Source organism: Streptomyces sp. NBC_00873 (assembly GCF_045207415.1).
Classification (GTDB): Bacteria; Actinomycetota; Actinomycetes; order Streptomycetales; family Streptomycetaceae; genus Streptomyces.
The window spans coordinates 3219825-3236735 of the sequence record NZ_CP108803.1 but is presented as its reverse complement, the minus strand read 5'-3'; the positions used below and the strand labels follow the sequence as shown (position 1 = coordinate 3236735).

Annotated in this window: 14 protein-coding genes; 8 read left to right on the top strand and 6 right to left on the bottom strand. The window is 71.3% G+C overall.

Annotated features, from left to right (window positions below; all coding sequences use genetic code 11):
• The first annotated feature begins 49 nt into the window (after positions 1-49).
• Complete coding sequence (gene lon / locus OH809_RS14430; protein ID WP_406422008.1) at positions 50-2470, top strand: endopeptidase La; 2421 nt, start codon at positions 50-52, stop codon at positions 2468-2470.
• 104 nt (positions 2471-2574) lie between these two features.
• Entirely contained in the window at positions 2575-2796 is a 222-nt protein-coding gene (locus tag OH809_RS14425) for a hypothetical protein (RefSeq protein WP_406515195.1), read from the top strand.
• A 4-nt stretch (positions 2797-2800) separates the two neighbouring features.
• Here the strand turns inward: OH809_RS14425 and OH809_RS14420 are convergent, their stop codons facing one another.
• Complete coding sequence (locus OH809_RS14420) at positions 2801-3481, bottom strand: polysaccharide deacetylase family protein (protein ID WP_406516248.1); 681 nt, start codon at positions 3479-3481, stop codon at positions 2801-2803.
• Between the two features lie 258 nt (positions 3482-3739).
• Positions 3740-4591: a lysozyme gene (locus OH809_RS14415; RefSeq protein WP_406422009.1), complete on the bottom strand. Its 852-nt coding sequence runs from the start codon at positions 4589-4591 to the stop codon at positions 3740-3742.
• A 226-nt stretch (positions 4592-4817) separates the two neighbouring features.
• Here OH809_RS14415 and OH809_RS14410 point away from each other — a divergent pair, with 226 nt between their 5' ends.
• Positions 4818-5315 carry a MarR family winged helix-turn-helix transcriptional regulator gene (locus tag OH809_RS14410; RefSeq protein ID WP_406422010.1) on the top strand — a complete coding sequence of 166 codons (498 nt, stop codon included), beginning with the start codon at positions 4818-4820 and terminating at the stop codon, positions 5313-5315.
• A gap of 112 nt (positions 5316-5427) precedes the next feature.
• Here OH809_RS14410 and OH809_RS14405 read toward each other — a convergent pair whose 3' ends face one another.
• Positions 5428-6213, bottom strand: a complete 786-nt coding sequence (locus OH809_RS14405) for a hypothetical protein (RefSeq protein WP_406422011.1) — start codon at positions 6211-6213, stop codon at positions 5428-5430.
• 366 nt (positions 6214-6579) lie between these two features.
• Between OH809_RS14405 and OH809_RS14400 the strand changes: the two genes are divergently transcribed.
• The 5 genes from OH809_RS14400 to OH809_RS14380 all read left to right on the top strand — a co-directional run bounded on the left by OH809_RS14400 (position 6580) and on the right by OH809_RS14380 (position 12446).
• Positions 6580-9474, top strand: a complete 2895-nt coding sequence (locus tag OH809_RS14400) for a nitrate- and nitrite sensing domain-containing protein (protein ID WP_406515194.1) — start codon at positions 6580-6582, stop codon at positions 9472-9474.
• Positions 9471-9953, top strand: a complete 483-nt coding sequence (locus OH809_RS14395; RefSeq protein ID WP_406422012.1) for a roadblock/LC7 domain-containing protein — start codon at positions 9471-9473, stop codon at positions 9951-9953. The genes OH809_RS14400 and OH809_RS14395 overlap by 4 nt, the downstream gene beginning before the upstream one ends.
• On the top strand, positions 9950-10363 hold the full coding sequence (locus tag OH809_RS14390) for a DUF742 domain-containing protein (protein ID WP_406422013.1): 414 nt from the start codon (positions 9950-9952) through the stop codon (positions 10361-10363). Before OH809_RS14395 ends, OH809_RS14390 begins: the two co-directional genes overlap by 4 nt.
• Entirely contained in the window at positions 10344-10994 is a 651-nt protein-coding gene (locus tag OH809_RS14385) for a GTP-binding protein (protein WP_406422014.1), read from the top strand. The genes OH809_RS14390 and OH809_RS14385 overlap by 20 nt, the downstream gene beginning before the upstream one ends.
• Positions 10995-11204: 210 nt before the next feature.
• Entirely contained in the window at positions 11205-12446 is a 1242-nt protein-coding gene (locus OH809_RS14380) for a styrene monooxygenase/indole monooxygenase family protein (protein ID WP_406515193.1), read from the top strand.
• A 101-nt stretch (positions 12447-12547) separates the two neighbouring features.
• Here the strand turns inward: OH809_RS14380 and OH809_RS14375 are convergent, their stop codons facing one another.
• From OH809_RS14375 to OH809_RS14365, 3 genes are all read right to left on the bottom strand, one after another.
• Complete coding sequence (locus tag OH809_RS14375; RefSeq protein ID WP_406515192.1) at positions 12548-13708, bottom strand: NlpC/P60 family protein; 1161 nt, start codon at positions 13706-13708, stop codon at positions 12548-12550.
• A 196-nt stretch (positions 13709-13904) separates the two neighbouring features.
• Positions 13905-16538 (bottom strand): PQQ-binding-like beta-propeller repeat protein, encoded by a 2634-nt coding sequence (locus OH809_RS14370; RefSeq protein ID WP_406515191.1) that lies wholly within the window; start codon positions 16536-16538, stop codon positions 13905-13907.
• A 100-nt stretch (positions 16539-16638) separates the two neighbouring features.
• Complete coding sequence (locus OH809_RS14365) at positions 16639-16905, bottom strand: hypothetical protein (RefSeq protein WP_327244355.1); 267 nt, start codon at positions 16903-16905, stop codon at positions 16639-16641.
• Positions 16906-16911 lie beyond the last annotated feature (6 nt).

Here is a 16911-nt window from a genome sequence, read left to right as displayed (position 1 = left end):
CAGGAGCATTGAGCCTGCATAGCTCAACTTGAGTGCCGAAGGGGAGATCATGGCTACTGAGTCCAATGCGGTCACTCCGCTCACCTTGCCTGTGCTGCCGCTCGATGACGAGGTCGTGCTGCCCGGAATGGTGGTTCCTCTGGACCTGTCCGACACCGATGTCCGGGCCGCCGTCGAGGCTGCCCAGGCCGCCGCCCGTCCGGGTGGCGGCAAGCCCGAGGTGCTGCTGGTGCCGCGGATCGACGGGACCTACACCGGGACCGGTGTACTCGGCACCGTCGAGCAGGTCGGCCGGCTCTCCGACGGAGACCCGGGCGCCCTCATCCGCGGCCGTGACCGCGTGAGGATCGGTGCCGGAACCACCGGACCCGGGGCCGCGCTCTGGGTCGAGGGGACCCGCGTGGACGTCTCGGCTCCCGAGCCGCTCCCCGGCGCCGCCGCCGAGCTGGTCAAGGAGTACAAGGCCCTCGCCACCAGCTGGCTGAAGAAGCGCGGCGCCTGGCAGGTCGTGGACCGGGTCCAGCAGATCGACGACATCTCCGCACTCGCCGACAACTCGGGTTACTCACCGTTCCTCACCACCACCCAGAAGGTGCAGCTCCTGGAGACCGCCGACGCGGTCGCCCGGCTGAAGCTCGCCATCCGGTGGCTCGGCGAACACCTCGCCGAACAGGACGTCGCCGAGTCCATTGCCAAGGACGTCCAGGAGGGCGTCGACAAGCAGCAGCGCGAGTTCCTGCTGCGGCGCCAGTTGGAAGCCGTACGCAAGGAGCTGTCCGAGCTGGGCGGCGACGCGGAGGACGAGTCCGACGACTACCGGGCGCGCGTCGAGTCCGCCGATCTTCCCGAGCACGTCCGTGAGGCCGCGCTCAAGGAGGTCGGCAAGCTGGAGCGCTCGTCGGACCAGAGCCCCGAGGGCTCCTGGATTCGAACCTGGCTGGACACTGTCCTCGAACTGCCGTGGACCGAACGGACCGAGGACGCGTACGACATCCGCGCGGCCAAGGAGATCCTCGACGCCGAGCACGCGGGCCTGGAGGACGTGAAGGAGCGGATCACCGAGTACCTCGCGGTGCGCAAGCGCCGTGCCGAACGCGGCCTCGGGGTCGTGGGCGGGCGTCGGGGCGGTGCCGTGCTGGCCCTCGTCGGACCGCCCGGCGTCGGCAAGACGTCCCTCGGTGAGAGCGTCGCGCACGCCATGGGCCGCAAGTTCGTCCGTGTCGCGCTCGGCGGTGTGCGGGACGAGGCGGAGATCCGAGGCCACCGGCGTACGTACGTCGGCGCGCTCCCCGGACGCATCGTCCGCGCCATCAAGGAGGCCGGTTCCATGAACCCGGTCGTCCTGCTCGACGAGATCGACAAGGTCGGCTCCGACTTCCGCGGCGACCCCGCCGCGGCGCTCCTCGAAGTCCTCGACCCGGCGCAGAACCACACCTTCCGTGACCACTACCTGGAGGTCGAACTCGACCTCAGCGACGTCGTCTTCCTGGCCACGGCCAATGTCCTGGAAGCCATTCCGGAGGCGCTGCTCGACCGCATGGAGCTGGTCAGACTCGACGGCTACACCGAGGACGAGAAGGTCGTCATCGCCCGCGACCACCTGCTCCCGCGCCAGCTGGAGCGGGCCGGTCTGGAGAAGGGCGAGGTGACGCTCGACGAGTCGGCGCTGCGCAAGCTGGCCGGCGAGTACACCCGTGAGGCGGGCGTACGCAACCTGGAGCGGGCCGTCGCCCGGCTGCTCCGCAAGGTCGCGGCCCAGCACGAACTGGGCGACCGGGAACTCCCGCTCACCGTCACCGACGAGGACCTGCGGGGTCTCGTCGGACGGCCGCACCACGTCCCCGAGTCCGCCCAGGACCCGGCCGAGCGCCGCACCGCGGTGCCGGGCGTGGCGACCGGACTCGCGGTGACCGGCGCCGGTGGTGACGTGCTGTTCGTCGAGGCGTCGCTGGCCGACCCGGAGACCGGCGCGGCCGGCCTGACCCTCACCGGTCAGCTCGGCGACGTCATGAAGGAGTCCGCGCAGATCGCGCTGAGCTTCCTGCGCTCGCACGGCGCCGAGCTGGAACTGCCCGTCGCCGACCTCAAGGACCGGGGAGCGCACATCCACTTCCCGGCGGGCGCGGTGCCCAAGGACGGTCCGAGTGCCGGTATCACGATGACGACGGCGCTGGCCTCGCTGCTCTCCGGACGGCTGGTCCGTACGGATGTGGCGATGACCGGTGAGGTGTCGCTGACGGGACGGGTACTGCCGATCGGCGGGCTGAAGCAGAAGCTGCTGGCCGCCCACCGGGCCGGTATCACCACCGTGGTGATCCCCAAGCGGAACGAGGCCGATCTGGACGACGTCCCGGCCGAGGTCCTGGAGAAGCTGGAGGTCCACCCGGTGACGGATGTCCGCCAGGTGCTGGAGATCGCCCTCGCCCCGGCCACGGCCGGGGCGGAGGAGAGGATCCCGGCCGCGGCGTGAGCGCCATGGCGTGACGGGCGTGGCATGACGTGCGCGGCCGGTCGGACGGCCCGCACCACCCGAAAGGGCGGTGCGGGCCGTTCCGCTTGTCCGGGTACGGGAACGTGCTGTTCCGCGTCCGGGCGGGGCGCGGAAAGGCCACGCTGCTGCCGCAGACCGGCGCGCCGCGGTCCGCCGGCCGGACCGCCGTCCCCGTGGACTCCATGGTGCGGCGGGTCGGCGAGGGGGCGGACGAGGGGCGGCTCGCGATCCGCCGGGTGAACCCGGACGGCACCGGGCTCGAGGACACCGGCGCACCGGTGCCGGGGCCCTGCTGTGCGTCGTGACGGCTCAGGGGCGGTAGACAGTTCCCGGCACCGGCTCGGCGGGGGCCATCAGCTGCGGGACCGTCACCAGGCTGTAGCCGCGCTCCTTCAGCGCGTCGATGATGCCCGGCACCGCGGGCACGGTCCCCTTGTAGATGTCGTGCAGCAGGATGATGCCGTCCTTGCTCGCCTGGTCGAGTATCCGCTTCTTGATCAGCGCGGAGTCGGTCGTCGAGTAGTCCTTGGCGGTGGCGCTCCAGAGGATCTGCGAGAGCCCCAGGTCCTTGCTGATGCCGGAGACCGTGTCGTCGGTACGGCCCTGCGGCGGGCGCATCAGCCGCGGCTTCTTGCCGGTGATCTTCGCTATCGCGTCCTGCGTCTTCTCCAGCTCGGAACGTATGTCGGCGGGCTTCCGGTCCGTCAGGATCTCGTGCGACCAGGTGTGGTTGGCCACCTCGTGGCCCTCCGCCTCGATGCGGCGCACCGTGTCGGGGTGCTTCAGCACGTGGTTCCTGCCGAGCAGGAAGAAGGTGGCGTGCACCTTCTTCTCCTTGAGGATGTCCAGCAGGTGCGGGGTGTCCTCGCCGGGCCCCGCGTCGAAGGTCAGCGCTATGCACTTCGCCTTGCGGCAGTCCACAGGGCCGAACGAGCCCTTGGCGTCGGAGGCTGCGTCCCCCCGCGCCGAGCCCGGGGCCGTGGTCTGCATCGAGCAGCCGCTCAGTGTGAGAGTGACGGCCGTCACGAGAGCGACGGTCAACCCCGTACCGATCGGCTTCGTCTTCCTGGGCAAGATCACGTCACTCCCTCACGGCTGAACAGCGCACACGGTGTGCGCTGTTCAGGGACTATACATGGGGTGTATACATCGAGTGCATAGCGGCGTGGACGGAGGCGGAGGTGACGGTGGAGGCGTGCGGGAGCCCCGGTGGCGGGGTGCGTCACCGGGGCTCCGGGGAGCGGAGGCTCAGCCGTTGGCGAGTGCCTGTACGCGGTCGAGAGCGCCGTTGAAGTGGTTGTGGTCGCCGACGTACGGGCCGGACGACGTGTACTGCCAGATCGTGTAGTAGCCCCAGCCGGCCGGGAGCGTGCCGACCGTGGTGTCGTAACGGGCCACCCACAGCGGGTTGGTGGTGCCGAAGCCCGCGTTGTTCCCGGTGCAGGTCGTCCACCAGCTGGTCGCGGTGTAGATGACCGCGTCACGCCCGGTGCGCGCCTTGTACGTGTTCACGAAGTCGCGGATCCAGGAGACCATGCCGGCCTGTGTCTTGCCGTAGCACTGCGCGCCGTACGGGTTCCACTCGATGTCGAGCACGCCGGGCAGTGTCTTGCCGTCCCTCGACCAGCCGCCCCCGTGGTCCACGAAGTAGTTGGCCTGGGTGGCGCCGCTCGTGGTGTCCGGGGTGGCGAAGTGGTACGCGCCGCGGATCATGCCGACGTTGTACGAGCCGTTGTACTGCTGCGCGAAGTAGGGATTCGTGTAGTACGTGCCCTCGGTGGCCTTGGTGTAGGCCCACCGGACGCCGCTGTTCCAGAGAGTCGCCCAGTCGACGTTGCCCTGGTGACTGCTGACGTCCACGCCTTCGGTCTGGGCGACAAGCGTGTCGCGCGGCAGGCCGCCCTGGCCGTCATGGGCGATGACGCCCATGCCCATCGTGGCCGACCCGCGCGCGGGCTTCTTGGCGGCGGCCGTGGGGGAGTCGGCCGCGGTGGCCGCGCCGGGCAGGGTGAGCAGGAGCGAAAGTGCTGCGAGGAGGGTTCCCAGCGCCGCCAGGCGTGAGCGGCGGGTCGTTCCGGATCCGGATCTGTGCACGGGCATGTGCGTGCCTCCGAGGCCTTGGTGGGGGGATCTGCAGACCCAGGGGGGCGGCTCGGCGCACCCCTGTGGCATGTCATGGTGTGGACATGTCAGTAATGACGCTACGCACGTAGACCCGTGCGGCGGAAGAGGGTCTGCGCAGTGCCGTTGGTCTACGCCTGCGAAATACTGGCGGAGCTGCGGCGATGACCAGCGGCGAAGGAAACTTTCAGCGGCAGGAAAGCTCATGAGGGGTGTTGACGTGCACGGGAGCGAAAGCGGTAGTGAACCCGGCGCGACCGGAGGAAGTGGTGTGGACCACGAATTCCTGGCACTGGAGCGGGAATTGGCTGTCTTTCTGCGCCGCGCGCGGGCCAGTTCCGGTGAGATGGCGCGGGAGGTCCATCCCGAGCTGGAGGCCGCGGCGTACGGACTCCTCGTACGGCTGGAGTCGGTGGGGCAACAGCGGGCCACCGATCTCGCCGCGTACTTCGGCGTCGGGAAGGCGACCATGAGCCGTCAGCTGCGCGCCCTGGAGGAGCTCGGACTGGTGGCGCGCGAGCCCGATCCGGCCGACGGGCGGGCCTTCCTCGTCCATCTCACCGACGAGGGGCTGGCGCGCTTCCGCAGCGTCCGCGACGCGCGCCGCGACCGGTACGTGAGCAAGCTCGCCGACTGGGACCGGACCGAGGTGGCGGAATTGGCACGGCTGCTGCACCACTTGAACGCGCGGGCCGAGGACTGACGTCGGCCGGGCCCGAACCCGGCCCGGCCAGGCAGCTCCGGGTGCTCTCGGGCCCCCGCCCCGTGGAAACCGCCCACGCCACCGGCGCGGACCAACCCCGCACCCGGGTGACCTACAGCACCACGTAGACCGCCGTCGCGTCGTCGTGCGTCTTGCTGCGCCGCAGATACGCACGCTCCGTGTCCGCGTCCTCCAGGGCCCTGACCCGGTCGATCAGCCCCTGCGTGCCCTCCTTGTGGAGCACCGCGAGGCAGGCCGCCCAGTCGCCCTCGTGGAACATCTCCGTCCAGCGGCTCGCCCCGTCCGTCAGCGCGGCCACCGCCCGCACATCGATGAGCGGCGTCCGCCCGGTCACGGCGCGGACCGCCACCCCGGGGTCGGCGGCGGCGGTGAAGAAGCCGCCCTCCTTGTTCCGTACCTGCGTATCGGCGATCGCGTCGGTGGCCAGGGAGCCCGGCGGCAGCCGGTCGAGCCGGTCGTCGAGCAGCGTGCGCACCGTTCCGTCCGGCGACTCGAACAGTAGTACGGAATCGGAGAGCACCAGGTGTTCGATCTCTTCCTCGTCCCAGCGCACCACGACGACGGTCGCCTGGGGAGTGCGTGCGTGAGAAAGGTCACACAGGGTGCGATGTGCGTCGGCGGTGCGCCGGATGGACTTGGCGAGGATCTCGGTGAGCGTCAGATCCCGCCGCGAACCCGACAGTTCGACCAGTGATCCGCCCAGCCGCGCGGTGAACCAGGGCACGGAGTGCACACAACCGTCGTCCCCCCGTGGCGGAGTGACTCCGTCGAGCAGAACCAACGTCCCACCCCCGCCGGAAGCGGGAAGTGCGGTGGCTGCCCAGTCCTCGTTGGGGCGCTCGGGGCTACCAGGGGCCGAGGCGAGTTCGATGCGCATACGGCCAGTCTGCACGACGCCTTCACGGGGCCTGCACGATCGCGGCGTTGGGCCGTACCAGCAGGTCAGTGGGGAGGCTTGGGCGGAAGGAGTGGCTCCGCGCCGGGTGCGGGCGGGCATCCTGCCAAAGCCCGGACGGAAGTTCCAGCCGATGGCTCAGGTGTGGGCTGCGGCGCCCGGGGGGAGACTTGTTCGTCAACTCCGGAGTGATGTTCACTCGTTCAGGTGGCGGAGCGGTTGATGCGCGCCCCCCTCTCAAAAGCACTGGAATGGTCAGAAGCCGTACCAGGGGTCGGGGCGTCCTTCCACATATGACCGTGCGTCACCTCTGCTTCAAGGGCGGACGAGTCAAGATTGCGAGCACCGGTGCAGAAGAAGCGGCCGCGGGGCAAAGGCAGCGAGCGAAACGGTACCGGGGCGACACCTCCGGCGCCGAGTGGGAGTGAGCCGACCCGGCGCACCGTCCGCGTACGCAGCCGGCTGGTCGCCGGCGTCGCGGTCGTCGGCATCACCGTCATCGCCGCGGGCGCACCCGCGGCCCTCGGCGCCTCCACCGAACTGACCGAGTCCCAGCGGTTGGTCACCCTTGCCCAGCTGAACCAGCAGGCGGTGGCCCTCGCCCACTCCCTCGCGGACGAGCGCGACGAAGTCACCGCCTATATCGCGGGCGGCCGGGACGGGAAGTCCGACGCGAAGAACGACGGCCCCAGCGCCCGCGTCGACCAGCAGATCGACGAGATCCGAGACACGGCTCCCGCCGCGCTGCGCCGCGACCTCTCCACGATCCCCTCCCTGCGCCGCACCGCCCTCACCGGCAAGGGCTCGGCACTCACCGCCCACCAGGCGTACTCCGAGGTCATCGCCAAGCTCCACGACCTCGCCGACGACCTCGCCGAGAAGACCCCGCCGCGGGCCGCCGAGGCCACCCGTGCGCCCCTCGCCCTCGGCCGGGCCGCCGATCAGGCCTCCGCCACCCGCGGGCTGCTGATCGCGGCGCTCTCCGTGCCCCGCGAAGAGGCCACGGTCCCGCAGATCGACCCGTTCACCGGGCTGCCCGTCCAGACCCAGGACGAGGGCAGCAGCGAGGACGCCCGCAACCGTGACGAGCTGAGCGCCGCCGCCCAGCAGGCCAGGGTCCGCGAGCTCTCCTCGCTCGCCGACTTCGACCAGGCCGCGGGCAGCACCGCCCGCGAGAAGCTCTCCTCCACCGTCACCGGGCCCGAGGTCAACCGCGCGGAGAAGTACCTCGCCGCACTCACCGACCGTCCCGAGCTGTCGGACTCCGACCAGAAGGCCGACCGGAAGAAGGTCGAGGCGGCACTCTCCGCCCGCGTCGACCGGATGCGCAGCGTCGAGTCCGCCCTCGGCACCGCCCAGGTGCGACGCCTGGAGCAGCTGCGCGACGACGACGTCACCGCGCTCGAACTGCGCATCGCGCTTCTCGGCGGCTGTCTGCTGATCGCCGTCGGAGTCTCCACCGCCGTGGCCCGTACGCTGACCCAGCCGCTCGCCGTCCTGCGGATCGGCGCCGCCCGCCTCGCCGCGGAGCCCGCCACAGCCGAGCCGGTCCGCTACACCGGCCGCAACGACGAGTTCGCCCAGGTCGTCCGATCCCTCAACGCCCTGCACGGCAAGCTGCACGGGCTGCTCCACGAGTTCAACGGCCGGTTCGAGGATCTGGAGAACGAGCGCGGCGAACTGATCGCCGGCCGCGAGGCCCTCACGCTCCAGTGCGCCGAACTCCAGGTCCGCACCGCCGATCTGGCTGCCCAGCTGGAGCGGCTCAAGAACACGGTCCACCACACCTTCGTCAACCTCTCGCTGCGCAGCCTCGGCCTCGTCGAGCGCCAGCTCGGCGTCATCGAGAACCTGGAGGAGCGCGAGCAGGACCCGGAGCGGCTCACTACCCTCTTCAAGCTCGACCACATGGCCACGGTCATGCGGCGCCACAGCGAGAACATGCTGGTCCTCGCGGGCGCCGAGCACGGCCGCGGGCACTCCGGCCCGATCCCGCTGGTCGACGTGTTGCGTGCGGCCGTCAGCGAGATCGAGCGGTACGAGCGGGTCACCATCCAGTCCCTGCCGCCGCACGCCCAGATCGCCGGTTTCGCCGCCGACGACCTCAGCCACCTGGTCGCCGAACTCCTGGAGAACGCGACCTCCTTCTCGCCGCCCGACTCGCATGTCGAGCTCTCCGGCTGGCTGCTGGAGACCGGCGAGATGATGCTCTCCGTGCAGGACGAAGGCATCGGCATGTCGTCCGTACGGATGGGTGAGCTCAACGCCCGCCTGGCCGACCCGTCCTCGTTCGAGGCGGGCGAGCGGAGCGCCGACGGCGCGGGGCTCGGACTCCAGGTGACGTCGCTGCTCGCGGCGCGCCACGGGCTGCGGGTCCAGCTGCGCGAGCAGAAGGGCGGCGGGGTGACGGCGGTCGTCGTGCTGCCGCAGGCGCTGCTGCCGAAGGCGCCGCCCGGCGCCACGCCGCCGCCCGTGACCGTGCCGGGGGGCGCGCCCGCGCTGAACCTGCCCGGATCGGTTGCCGAGGCCAACTCCAATGCCCTGCCGGGCCGGACGCTCGCGCTGCCCGGCGACCCGCTGATCGCCGCCGCCGAGCAGAAGATCCGCGAGTCGGCAGCGGACCCGGCCCAGGCGGAGGATCCCGCTCCGGCGGAGGATCCCGCTCCGGCGGCGCCCGCTCCGGCGGAACCCGAGCCGGTCGCCCCCGCCGAGTCCGAGTCCGAGACCACGATGCAGGTCCGGCTCCCGGAGCTCCGCGATGTCCCCGCGGCTCAGCCGGTCCCGTCGGCCGCACCGGCCCACGAGACCCCGGCGACCCCCGACCCGTACGCCATCGGCCCCGACCGCCACGAGCGCACCGCGGACGAGACCCCGGAGCCCTTCACCGCTCCGGCTCCTTCCCCGGCGCCCGCCGCCGAGGCCTTTCCCGGCCCCCGGCAGCCGGAGCCGCAGGCCGAGCGCATCACCGACAAGGGCCTTCCCAAGCGCACCCCCAAGGTCGTCAGGCCCGCCGCCGCCCCCACCGCCGAGCGCAAGGGCAGCCTGGACAAGGACGCGCTGCGCCGCCGCCTCGGCGGTTTCCACCAAGGGGCGAAGGACGGCCGCCGCGACGTCGAGGCGGAGATCGTCGACGGTGCCGCCACCGGTGCCGGCACCCCACAGACCGAGCACACCGAGCTGGCAGACCGTTTCGGCGGTCGAACCGATGAGACGGGGGACACAGTCGAGGAGGCACGCAGTTGACTGCGCCCAGCACAATCGGCCTGAGCACCGAGGCCCGGAACCTTCACTGGTTGCTGAGCAATCTCGTGGAGGAGGTGCCAGGGGTCCGTTCGGTCACCGTTGTCTCGTCCGACGGACTGATGCTGCTCTCCTCCGACCCAGGCCGCCAGACAGCCGCAGCGACAGGCGGCCTGCAGGACGGCCCCCGGGGCTCCAGCGCCGACCTGGCGACCATCGTCTCCGGCATCGGCTCCCTCACTATCGGCGCCGCGAAACTGATGGACGGCGGCGGCGTCAAGCAGACCATGGTCGCCATGGACGAGGGCAGCGTCTTCGTCATGTCGATCAGTGACGGTTCGCTGCTCGGCGTGCACGCCACCCCCGACTGCGACATGAGCGTCATCGCGTACCACATGGCGCTCTTCGTCGGCCGTGCCGGACACGTACTCACCCCCGAACTCCGCAGTGAACTGCGCAAATCGATGGAGAGCGCCCAGTGACGCCCGCTGCTGAACCCGCCCGCAGGCTCCCGGTCCGCGGGGCCGACCGACGGCCCGCCCGGGTCCGCCCGTACTCGCTCACCGGCGGCCGCACCCGCTTCGGTCACGTCCTTCTCGTCGAGACGTTCGTGGCCGCGCTGGAAGCGCCCGAGGAGCGCCGCGAGCTCACCAACGGCAACCTCGCCACGCGGGTGATGCCGGAGCTCCAGGCCATTGTCGAAATCTGCCGCCGCATGCGTACGGTCGCGGAGATCTCGGCCCTGTTGAAGATGCCGCTCGGCGTGGTCCGAGTGCTGCTCAGCGACTTGGCCGACCAGGGAAAGATCCGTGTGTACGGGACCGGTCACGGCACCGGCCAGCCCGACCGCGCACTGCTCGAAAGGGTGCTGAATGGACTCCGTCGTCTCTGATCCGCTCCTGTCCGCCCCGCGTCAGCCGGGACCGGAGGACCAGGCCGAGGAGTCGCTCCAGGCCTGGCAGTTGGATCACACCAGGGCCCCCATCGCCACGAAGATAGTGGTCGCGGGCGGGTTCGGGGTCGGCAAGACGACCTTCGTGGGAGCGGTCTCCGAGATCACCCCGCTGCAGACCGAGGCGCTGATGACCCAGGCCAGCGAGGAGACCGACGACCTCACCGCGACGCCTGACAAGGTCAGCACAACCGTGGCGATGGACTTCGGCCGTCTCACGCTCGACGACGATCTCGTGCTGTACGTGTTCGGCACGCCCGGACAGCAGCGCTTCTGGTTCATGTGGGACGACCTGGTGCGCGGCGCGATCGGCGCGGTGGTGCTCGCCGACACCCGGCGGCTCTCCGACTGCTTCCCCGCGCTCGACTACTTCGAGAGCTGCGGACTGCCGTACATCGTGGCCGTCAACCACTTCGAGGGGACGCCCGGTTACGAGGCGGAGGACGTCAGGGAGGCCCTGACCGTACCTCCGGACGTGCCTGTTGTGATCATGGACGCGCGTAACAGGATCACCGCCGTCGAGTCGCTGCTGGCCCTCGTGGGTCACGCTCTTGACGCGACCCCCGCCTAGGCCCTGTCCGGCCGATCTTCGTGGGCCCCCAACGTCCGGCACGGCACCTCGCCGCGTTGTCTTCAGTCGCCCAAGTAAGCCCAGTACGGGGACGATCCTCCGCCTTGCGATGCACCGCACCGGACGCCGCAGGCTGATCCACGAAGATCGACCGGACAGGACCTAGACACACCTCGCGCACGTACCACGCAGACGTAACGGAGAACCGCGATGCGGAAGATACTCATAGTCGGAGCCGGCCAGTCCGGTCTCCAGCTCGCCCTCGGACTGCAGTCCAGTGGGTACGAAGTCACCCTGATGTCCAACCGCACCGCCGACGAGGTCCGGTCCGGCCGGGTCATGTCGACGCAGTGCATGTTCGACACCGCGCTGCAGCACGAGCGAGACCTCCAGATCAACTTCTGGGAGTCCCAGGCCCCGCGCATCGAGGGCCTCGGCCTCTCGGTCGCCGCCCCCGACTCCTCGCGCGCCGTCGACTGGGTCGGCAAGCTGGACGGCTTCGCCCAGTCCGTCGACCAGCGCGTGAAGATGGCCGGCTGGATGGAGACGTTCGCCCAGCGCGGCGGACAGCTCGTCATCCACGGTGCCGCCGTCTCCGACCTCGACTACTTCTCCCGCACCTACGACCTGGTGATGGTCTCCGCGGGCAAGGGCGAACTGGTCTCCATGTTCGGCCGGGACGCGTCCCGTTCGCCGTTCGACGCCCCGCAGCGCGCCCTGGCCGTCGCATACGTCCACGGCATGGGCCCGCGCCCCGAGCACCCTGAGTTCGACGCGGTCCGCTGCAACCTGGTCCCCGGTGTCGGCGAGCTCTTCGTGATGCCGACCGTGACCACGTCCGGCCGCGCCGACATCCTGTTCTGGGAGGGCATCCCGGGCGGCCCGCTGGACGTCTTCCAGGGCATCAAGGACCCCTCCGAGCACCTCGCGAAGACGCTGGAGCTCATGGAGCAGTTCACGCCGTGGGAGTACGCGCGTGCCACCAAGGTCGAACTGACCGACGCCAACGGCACCCTGGCCGGCCGTTACGCCCCGACCGTGCGCAAGCCGATCGGCCGGCTGCCCGGCGGCGGCCTGGTGCTCGGCGTGGCGGATGTCGTCGTCGCCAACGACCCGATCACCGGCCAGGGCTCCAACTCCGCCTCCAAGTGCGCCGACGCGTACCTGAAGTCGATCATCGAGCACGGCGACCAGGCGTTCGACGCGGACTGGATGCAGTCCACTTTCGACCGCTACTGGGACACCGCGCAGCACGTCGTGAAGTGGACGAACGCCATGCTCGGCGTACCGCCGGAGCACGTGCTGAACCTGATCGGCGCCGCCGGTCAGCTGCAGCCGGTCGCCGACCGGTTCGCCAACGGGTTCAACAACCCGGCGGACTTCGACAACTTCTTCTTCGACCCGGAGAAGACGAACGCCTACCTCGCGCAGGTCTCGGAGGCGGCGGCCTGACCGCCGTAGCGCCAGGACAGACATGACAGCCGGGCCGGTTCCCGTCGTGAGAGCGACGGTGCGCGGCCCGGCTGACGTGTGTACGGGGGCACTGTATGCGGCTACTCGTCGCCCGGCGCGGACGAGGAGTCGTACCCCGCATCCGAGCCGCTGGACGTGCCCCGCGCCGGCTCCGGGGGGCTGTACCTGCTCAGCGGCGGGCTCTCCGGATCCGGACGCACGGCGCCCAGCAGCGGATTCGACGCCAGCGGCGAGACCTTCACCTGTGACCCGGGCCGGGGCGCCTGCACCACCAGGCCGTTGCCGACGTACAGGGCCACGTGCGTGGCCTTCGGGAAGTAGATCACCAGGTCACCCGGGCGCAGCGCGTTCAGCGGTACCTTCCGCAGCTCCTTCCACTGCTCCTGCGAGGTCCGCGGAATCGCGTGCCCCGCGTTCGCCCAGGCCTGCGAGGTGAGCCCGGAGCAGTCGAACGACCCCGGACCCTCCGCACCCCACACATACGGCTTGCCGAGCTGCCTCACCGCGTACTTCACCGCCTCGTCGCCCTCCTGAGACGGCGGCCGGGCCGAGGACAGGGCGCCCGAGGTGACCAGCGTGCCCTGGGCCTTGTCCGTGGCCTGCTGCTCCAGCCGGGACACCTTGGCGACCTGCTCGGCGGAGAGCTTGGCCAGCAGCGCCTCCACCTTCCTCAGCCGCGACTGCACGGTGTCGCGCTGCTTCTTCTGCCGCGCGGCCAGCACCTGCTGCTTCTCGAGCACCTTGCGGGACGCGGAGGCCAGCCCGTCGGCGCGCTTCTCGGCGCCGGTGAGCCGCTTCACGGTCGCGGCCCGGCCGGCCGCCACCAGCTGAATGACGTGTTCCTGGTCCAGGGCGTGCTCGGGATCGCGGGACAGCATCAGCTGGACGTACGAGGAAAAGCCGGACTGCCCCTGGTACTGCTCCCGGGCCAGCCGCCCCGCGTCGTCGCGGCTGCGGCCCAGCTCGGTCCGCGCCACGGCGAGAGCGGTGTCCAGCTTCTTCGCCTCCGCCTTCCGCTTCTTCAGCTTCGCCGTGGTTCCGTTGTACGCCTCGCTGGCCTCCTCGGCCTGCTGGTACAGCTTCTTGAGCTCGGTCAGCAGCTCAGCGATGCTCTTCGTGGCGCGTGGCTCACGGGAGGCGCCGGGACTGCTCGGGTCCGCGGAGGCGGCGACGGCGGGTGAGGCCGCGACCGCCGCGGCGAGTGCCGCCGCGCAGACGGTGCGCAGAACCCTGGACGACACGGGATCACCTCCGATGACGGGGCGATCGCGGGACTGCCCCATGAGTGAGCGCAACGCGTCAATACGGTCACTCGGGGGCGGGCGATGCAAGAACCGTGCGACGTGGCGGCGCCCGGATTCGCCCGGACGGCGGGACGCCCGTCAAGGGGCCTGGCGGATCACGGCCGGGGCCCCGATCCGCCGGACACCCCCGAGGTCACTTCACCGGGAACGCGTAGAACATCCGTTCCCGCTGGACGACGGCGGACTTCCCGAAGGCCAGCACCCGGTACGGGGCGGTGACCGTGGCGCCCTTCGGGTCCTGCACCCCGATGTCCTGGAACTTCCACAGTCGCCGGCCGTCCGCCGCGGCGAACGCGGTGACCTGCGCGGCCCCGGCCGCCAGCACCGTCCTGCCGCTGGAACTCACGGTGACGACCGGCGCCCATCCGCCGGGCACCGCCTCGGTGGACCGCTGCCAGCGCAGCTTCCCGGACTCCCGCTCGACCGCGCCCACCTCCTGGTTGCGGCTGGTGGTGTGCAGCAGGGCCCCGGCCGGGACCGGTGTCCCGAACACGGACCCGGGCGTGCCGTTCAGCGTCCAGTTCGGCTTGCCCGTGGGCATCTCGAACGACTGGAGGGCGTCGCCCGCCGCCGCGTACAGCAGTCCCCGGTCATCCCCGACGGCTGCCCCGTCCGGACCGACCGTGCCGAACGACTTGGTCCACAGCAGCTTCCCGTTCCTGCGGTCGAACCCACGGAAGACTGCCTTGCCCTTGGCGGCCTTGACGTCGCCGGGGGTGAGCGTCGCGCTCTTCTGGCGTACGACGATGTCGTCGGGGCGGACGGCGATCAGCCGGTAGGCGGGGGTCGTCGATTCCCGGCCGGTGGGTACGGGGGTCCGCCACAGCTCCTTGCGCCGCACGATGTCGTACGCGAACAGGAACGACGTGACGACCTGCGTGTCCTTCCCGGGCTTCTTGCCCTTCTTCGGCTTCTTGGCCTTCACGGTGACCTTGTGCGAGCCGGTGAACCAGATCGCCGGACCGGACTGGCCGATGACGTCGGACACGGTCAGGAACGGTGCACCCTCGAACTGGTTCTCGTACGCCACCCGGTGCGCGACCGTTCCGTCCTTCGGCGACAGCCAGAGGAACTCGGACGGCCCGGCGACGAAGCAGAACGCGTCACCCGCAGCCAGGGCCGCCTGCCCCTTCGCCGCGTCCGGGCACTCCCAGAGGCGGCGGCCGGTTCGCAGATCGACGGCGGAGGCCTGCGTCTCGCCGGTCAGCACGAGCAGCCGGTCGCGCCAGAGCGCGGTGGTGAGCGGCGCGGGTTCGACCTCGGGGTGGCTGTACACCCAACGCGGCTGCGGCGGCAGCCCGGCCACGGTGGGGCCGTTGGGGGACGGGGCGGGCTTGCCGTCGTCCGGGGCGTCGGAACCGTCGGACCCGAGGGCGAGCACCCCCCCACCGCCGACGATCAGCCCGGCCGCGCCGGCAGCCGCACCGAAGAGCAGGGTGCGACGGTCGAGGGCGGCGGAGGGCGACGAGGAGGAGGGTGCGGGTGGGGGCGTGGGCGTCACGGGCGGCGGGGGCGAGGCGGGAATTGCCGCTGCCGGGGCCGGGAGGGGGCGCGGCACGAGCGGCGCGACGGGCGGCAGGACGGCGGGCAGCCGGTCCGGGGGACCGGTCCGTTCACGCGGGATGGACAGCTGGGTGGTCGGCCGGTCGGGCTCCGGGGCGCGGGGGCTGCCGACGCTTCCGATCCGGGTGGTCCGGGTGTCCTCTCCGAGGCCGCCGTCGCCGGGCGCGCCGGTGGCAGGGCTGTCGGGTGTGGCAGGGCTGTCGGGTGTGGCGTCGGCAGGTTCGGTGAGAGCCCCGCGCGGGGCTGTGCCGACGGGGCTGTCCGCCGGCTCGTCGGCCGCGCCTGCGGACACCAGTTCCCTGACGCGGGACTCCTGTTCCGCAAGCGTCTTCGACAGCTGCTCCGGCAGCCAGCCGCCCCTCGCGAGGCCCGCCGCGCCCTCCAGTGCCAGTTCCGCCGCCACCGTCCCGGAGCTCGGCCGGTCGGCCGGGTCCTTGGCCAGGCAGCGCGCGATCAGTCCGCGCAAGTCCTCCGGGACCGCGCCGAGTTCCGGCTCCGCATGCGCGATCCGCTGGGCTGCCTCCGCCGCCGGGCCGTCCGCGAGCGGGGTCGTGCCGGTCGCCGCGTACGCCAGCAGCAGGCCGAGCACGAAGAGGTCCGAGGCCGGTCCCGCCGTCTCGCCCTCGACCTGCTCCGGGGTGAGATATCCGAGCCGTACGGAGAGCTGCCCGCCCGTTCTGGCCTCGGCCTCGGCCGCCGCGCCCAGCGGGCCGAAGGCGGTGAGCCGCGGTCCGTCCCCGGCCAGCAGCACGGTCCTCGGGGCGAGCCCCTCCAGTACGGCCCCGGTGGCGTGCACCCGGGAGAGCGTCTCGGTGATGCCAGCGCCCAGTATCCGCACGGCACGCTCGGGGAGGGGACCCGCGGCATCGATGGCCTCGGCGAGCGTCAGCGCCGGCACGTACGCCACGGCCGTCCACAGCTCCCCGTCGTCCGTACGGGTGGCGACCTGCGGCTGGACCCAGCCACCCGCCAGCCGGTCCGCGGTGCGCGCCTCCGCCTCGAAGCGGCGGTGGAAGGCGGGCAGTGCGGCAAGCTCGGGCCGGGCCGCGGTGATCACGACGGTCCGGTCCGCGGTGCCGTCCGTGGTGTCGGCCGCGCTCGCGTCGTGCGCGAGGTACTGGACAGCGCTCGCCGTCTCACGGAACCGCGCCAGCACGGTGTACGGACCGAAGCGGCGTGGATCGTCCTGACGCAGCGCCTCCATGGCGCACCCCCTTGTGACCGTTCTCGTGACCATGGATCCGTCGATCCTAGAGGGTTCGGCAATTGGGAGGCGGCCGACGCACCCCGCCCGGACCAGCGGGTCAGCTCGGTTTCGACCAGGGCCACTTGAGAGTGTGGCGCTCGCGGCCCTCGGGGGCGTACTCGTACACCCAGCCGCGCTGCACACCCAGCCGCTTGGAGTATCCGGCCGGGACCCGCCGGTACGCGTACACGGTGGCCGGCCCGCCGTCTGCGTCCGGCACCGGGACCTCGTACCACTTGGGCGGGTGGCCGGTCGAGCCGACGAGGACGGGGAGGACCCGCCCGTCCAGCGGGCCGCCCCTGAAGGTGGTGTTCTCGCTTCTCACGTACCC

Bases quoted from the DNA above. Each gene is read 5' to 3' on its own strand.
- lon (WP_406422008.1), top strand. From the start codon at position 50: ATGGCTACTGAGTCCAATGCGGTCACTCCGCTCACCTTGCCTGTGCTG.
- OH809_RS14420 (WP_406516248.1), bottom strand. From the start codon at position 3,481: ATGCAGACCACGGCCCCGGGCTCGGCGCGGGGGGACGCAGCCTCCGAC.
- OH809_RS14415 (WP_406422009.1), bottom strand. From the start codon at position 4,591: ATGCCCGTGCACAGATCCGGATCCGGAACGACCCGCCGCTCACGCCTG.
- OH809_RS14410 (WP_406422010.1), top strand. From the start codon at position 4,818: ATGAGGGGTGTTGACGTGCACGGGAGCGAAAGCGGTAGTGAACCCGGC.
- OH809_RS14405 (WP_406422011.1), bottom strand. From the start codon at position 6,213: ATGCGCATCGAACTCGCCTCGGCCCCTGGTAGCCCCGAGCGCCCCAAC.
- OH809_RS14385 (WP_406422014.1), top strand. From the start codon at position 10,344: ATGGACTCCGTCGTCTCTGATCCGCTCCTGTCCGCCCCGCGTCAGCCG.
- OH809_RS14380 (WP_406515193.1), top strand. From the start codon at position 11,205: ATGCGGAAGATACTCATAGTCGGAGCCGGCCAGTCCGGTCTCCAGCTC.
- OH809_RS14370 (WP_406515191.1), bottom strand. From the start codon at position 16,538: ATGGAGGCGCTGCGTCAGGACGATCCACGCCGCTTCGGTCCGTACACC.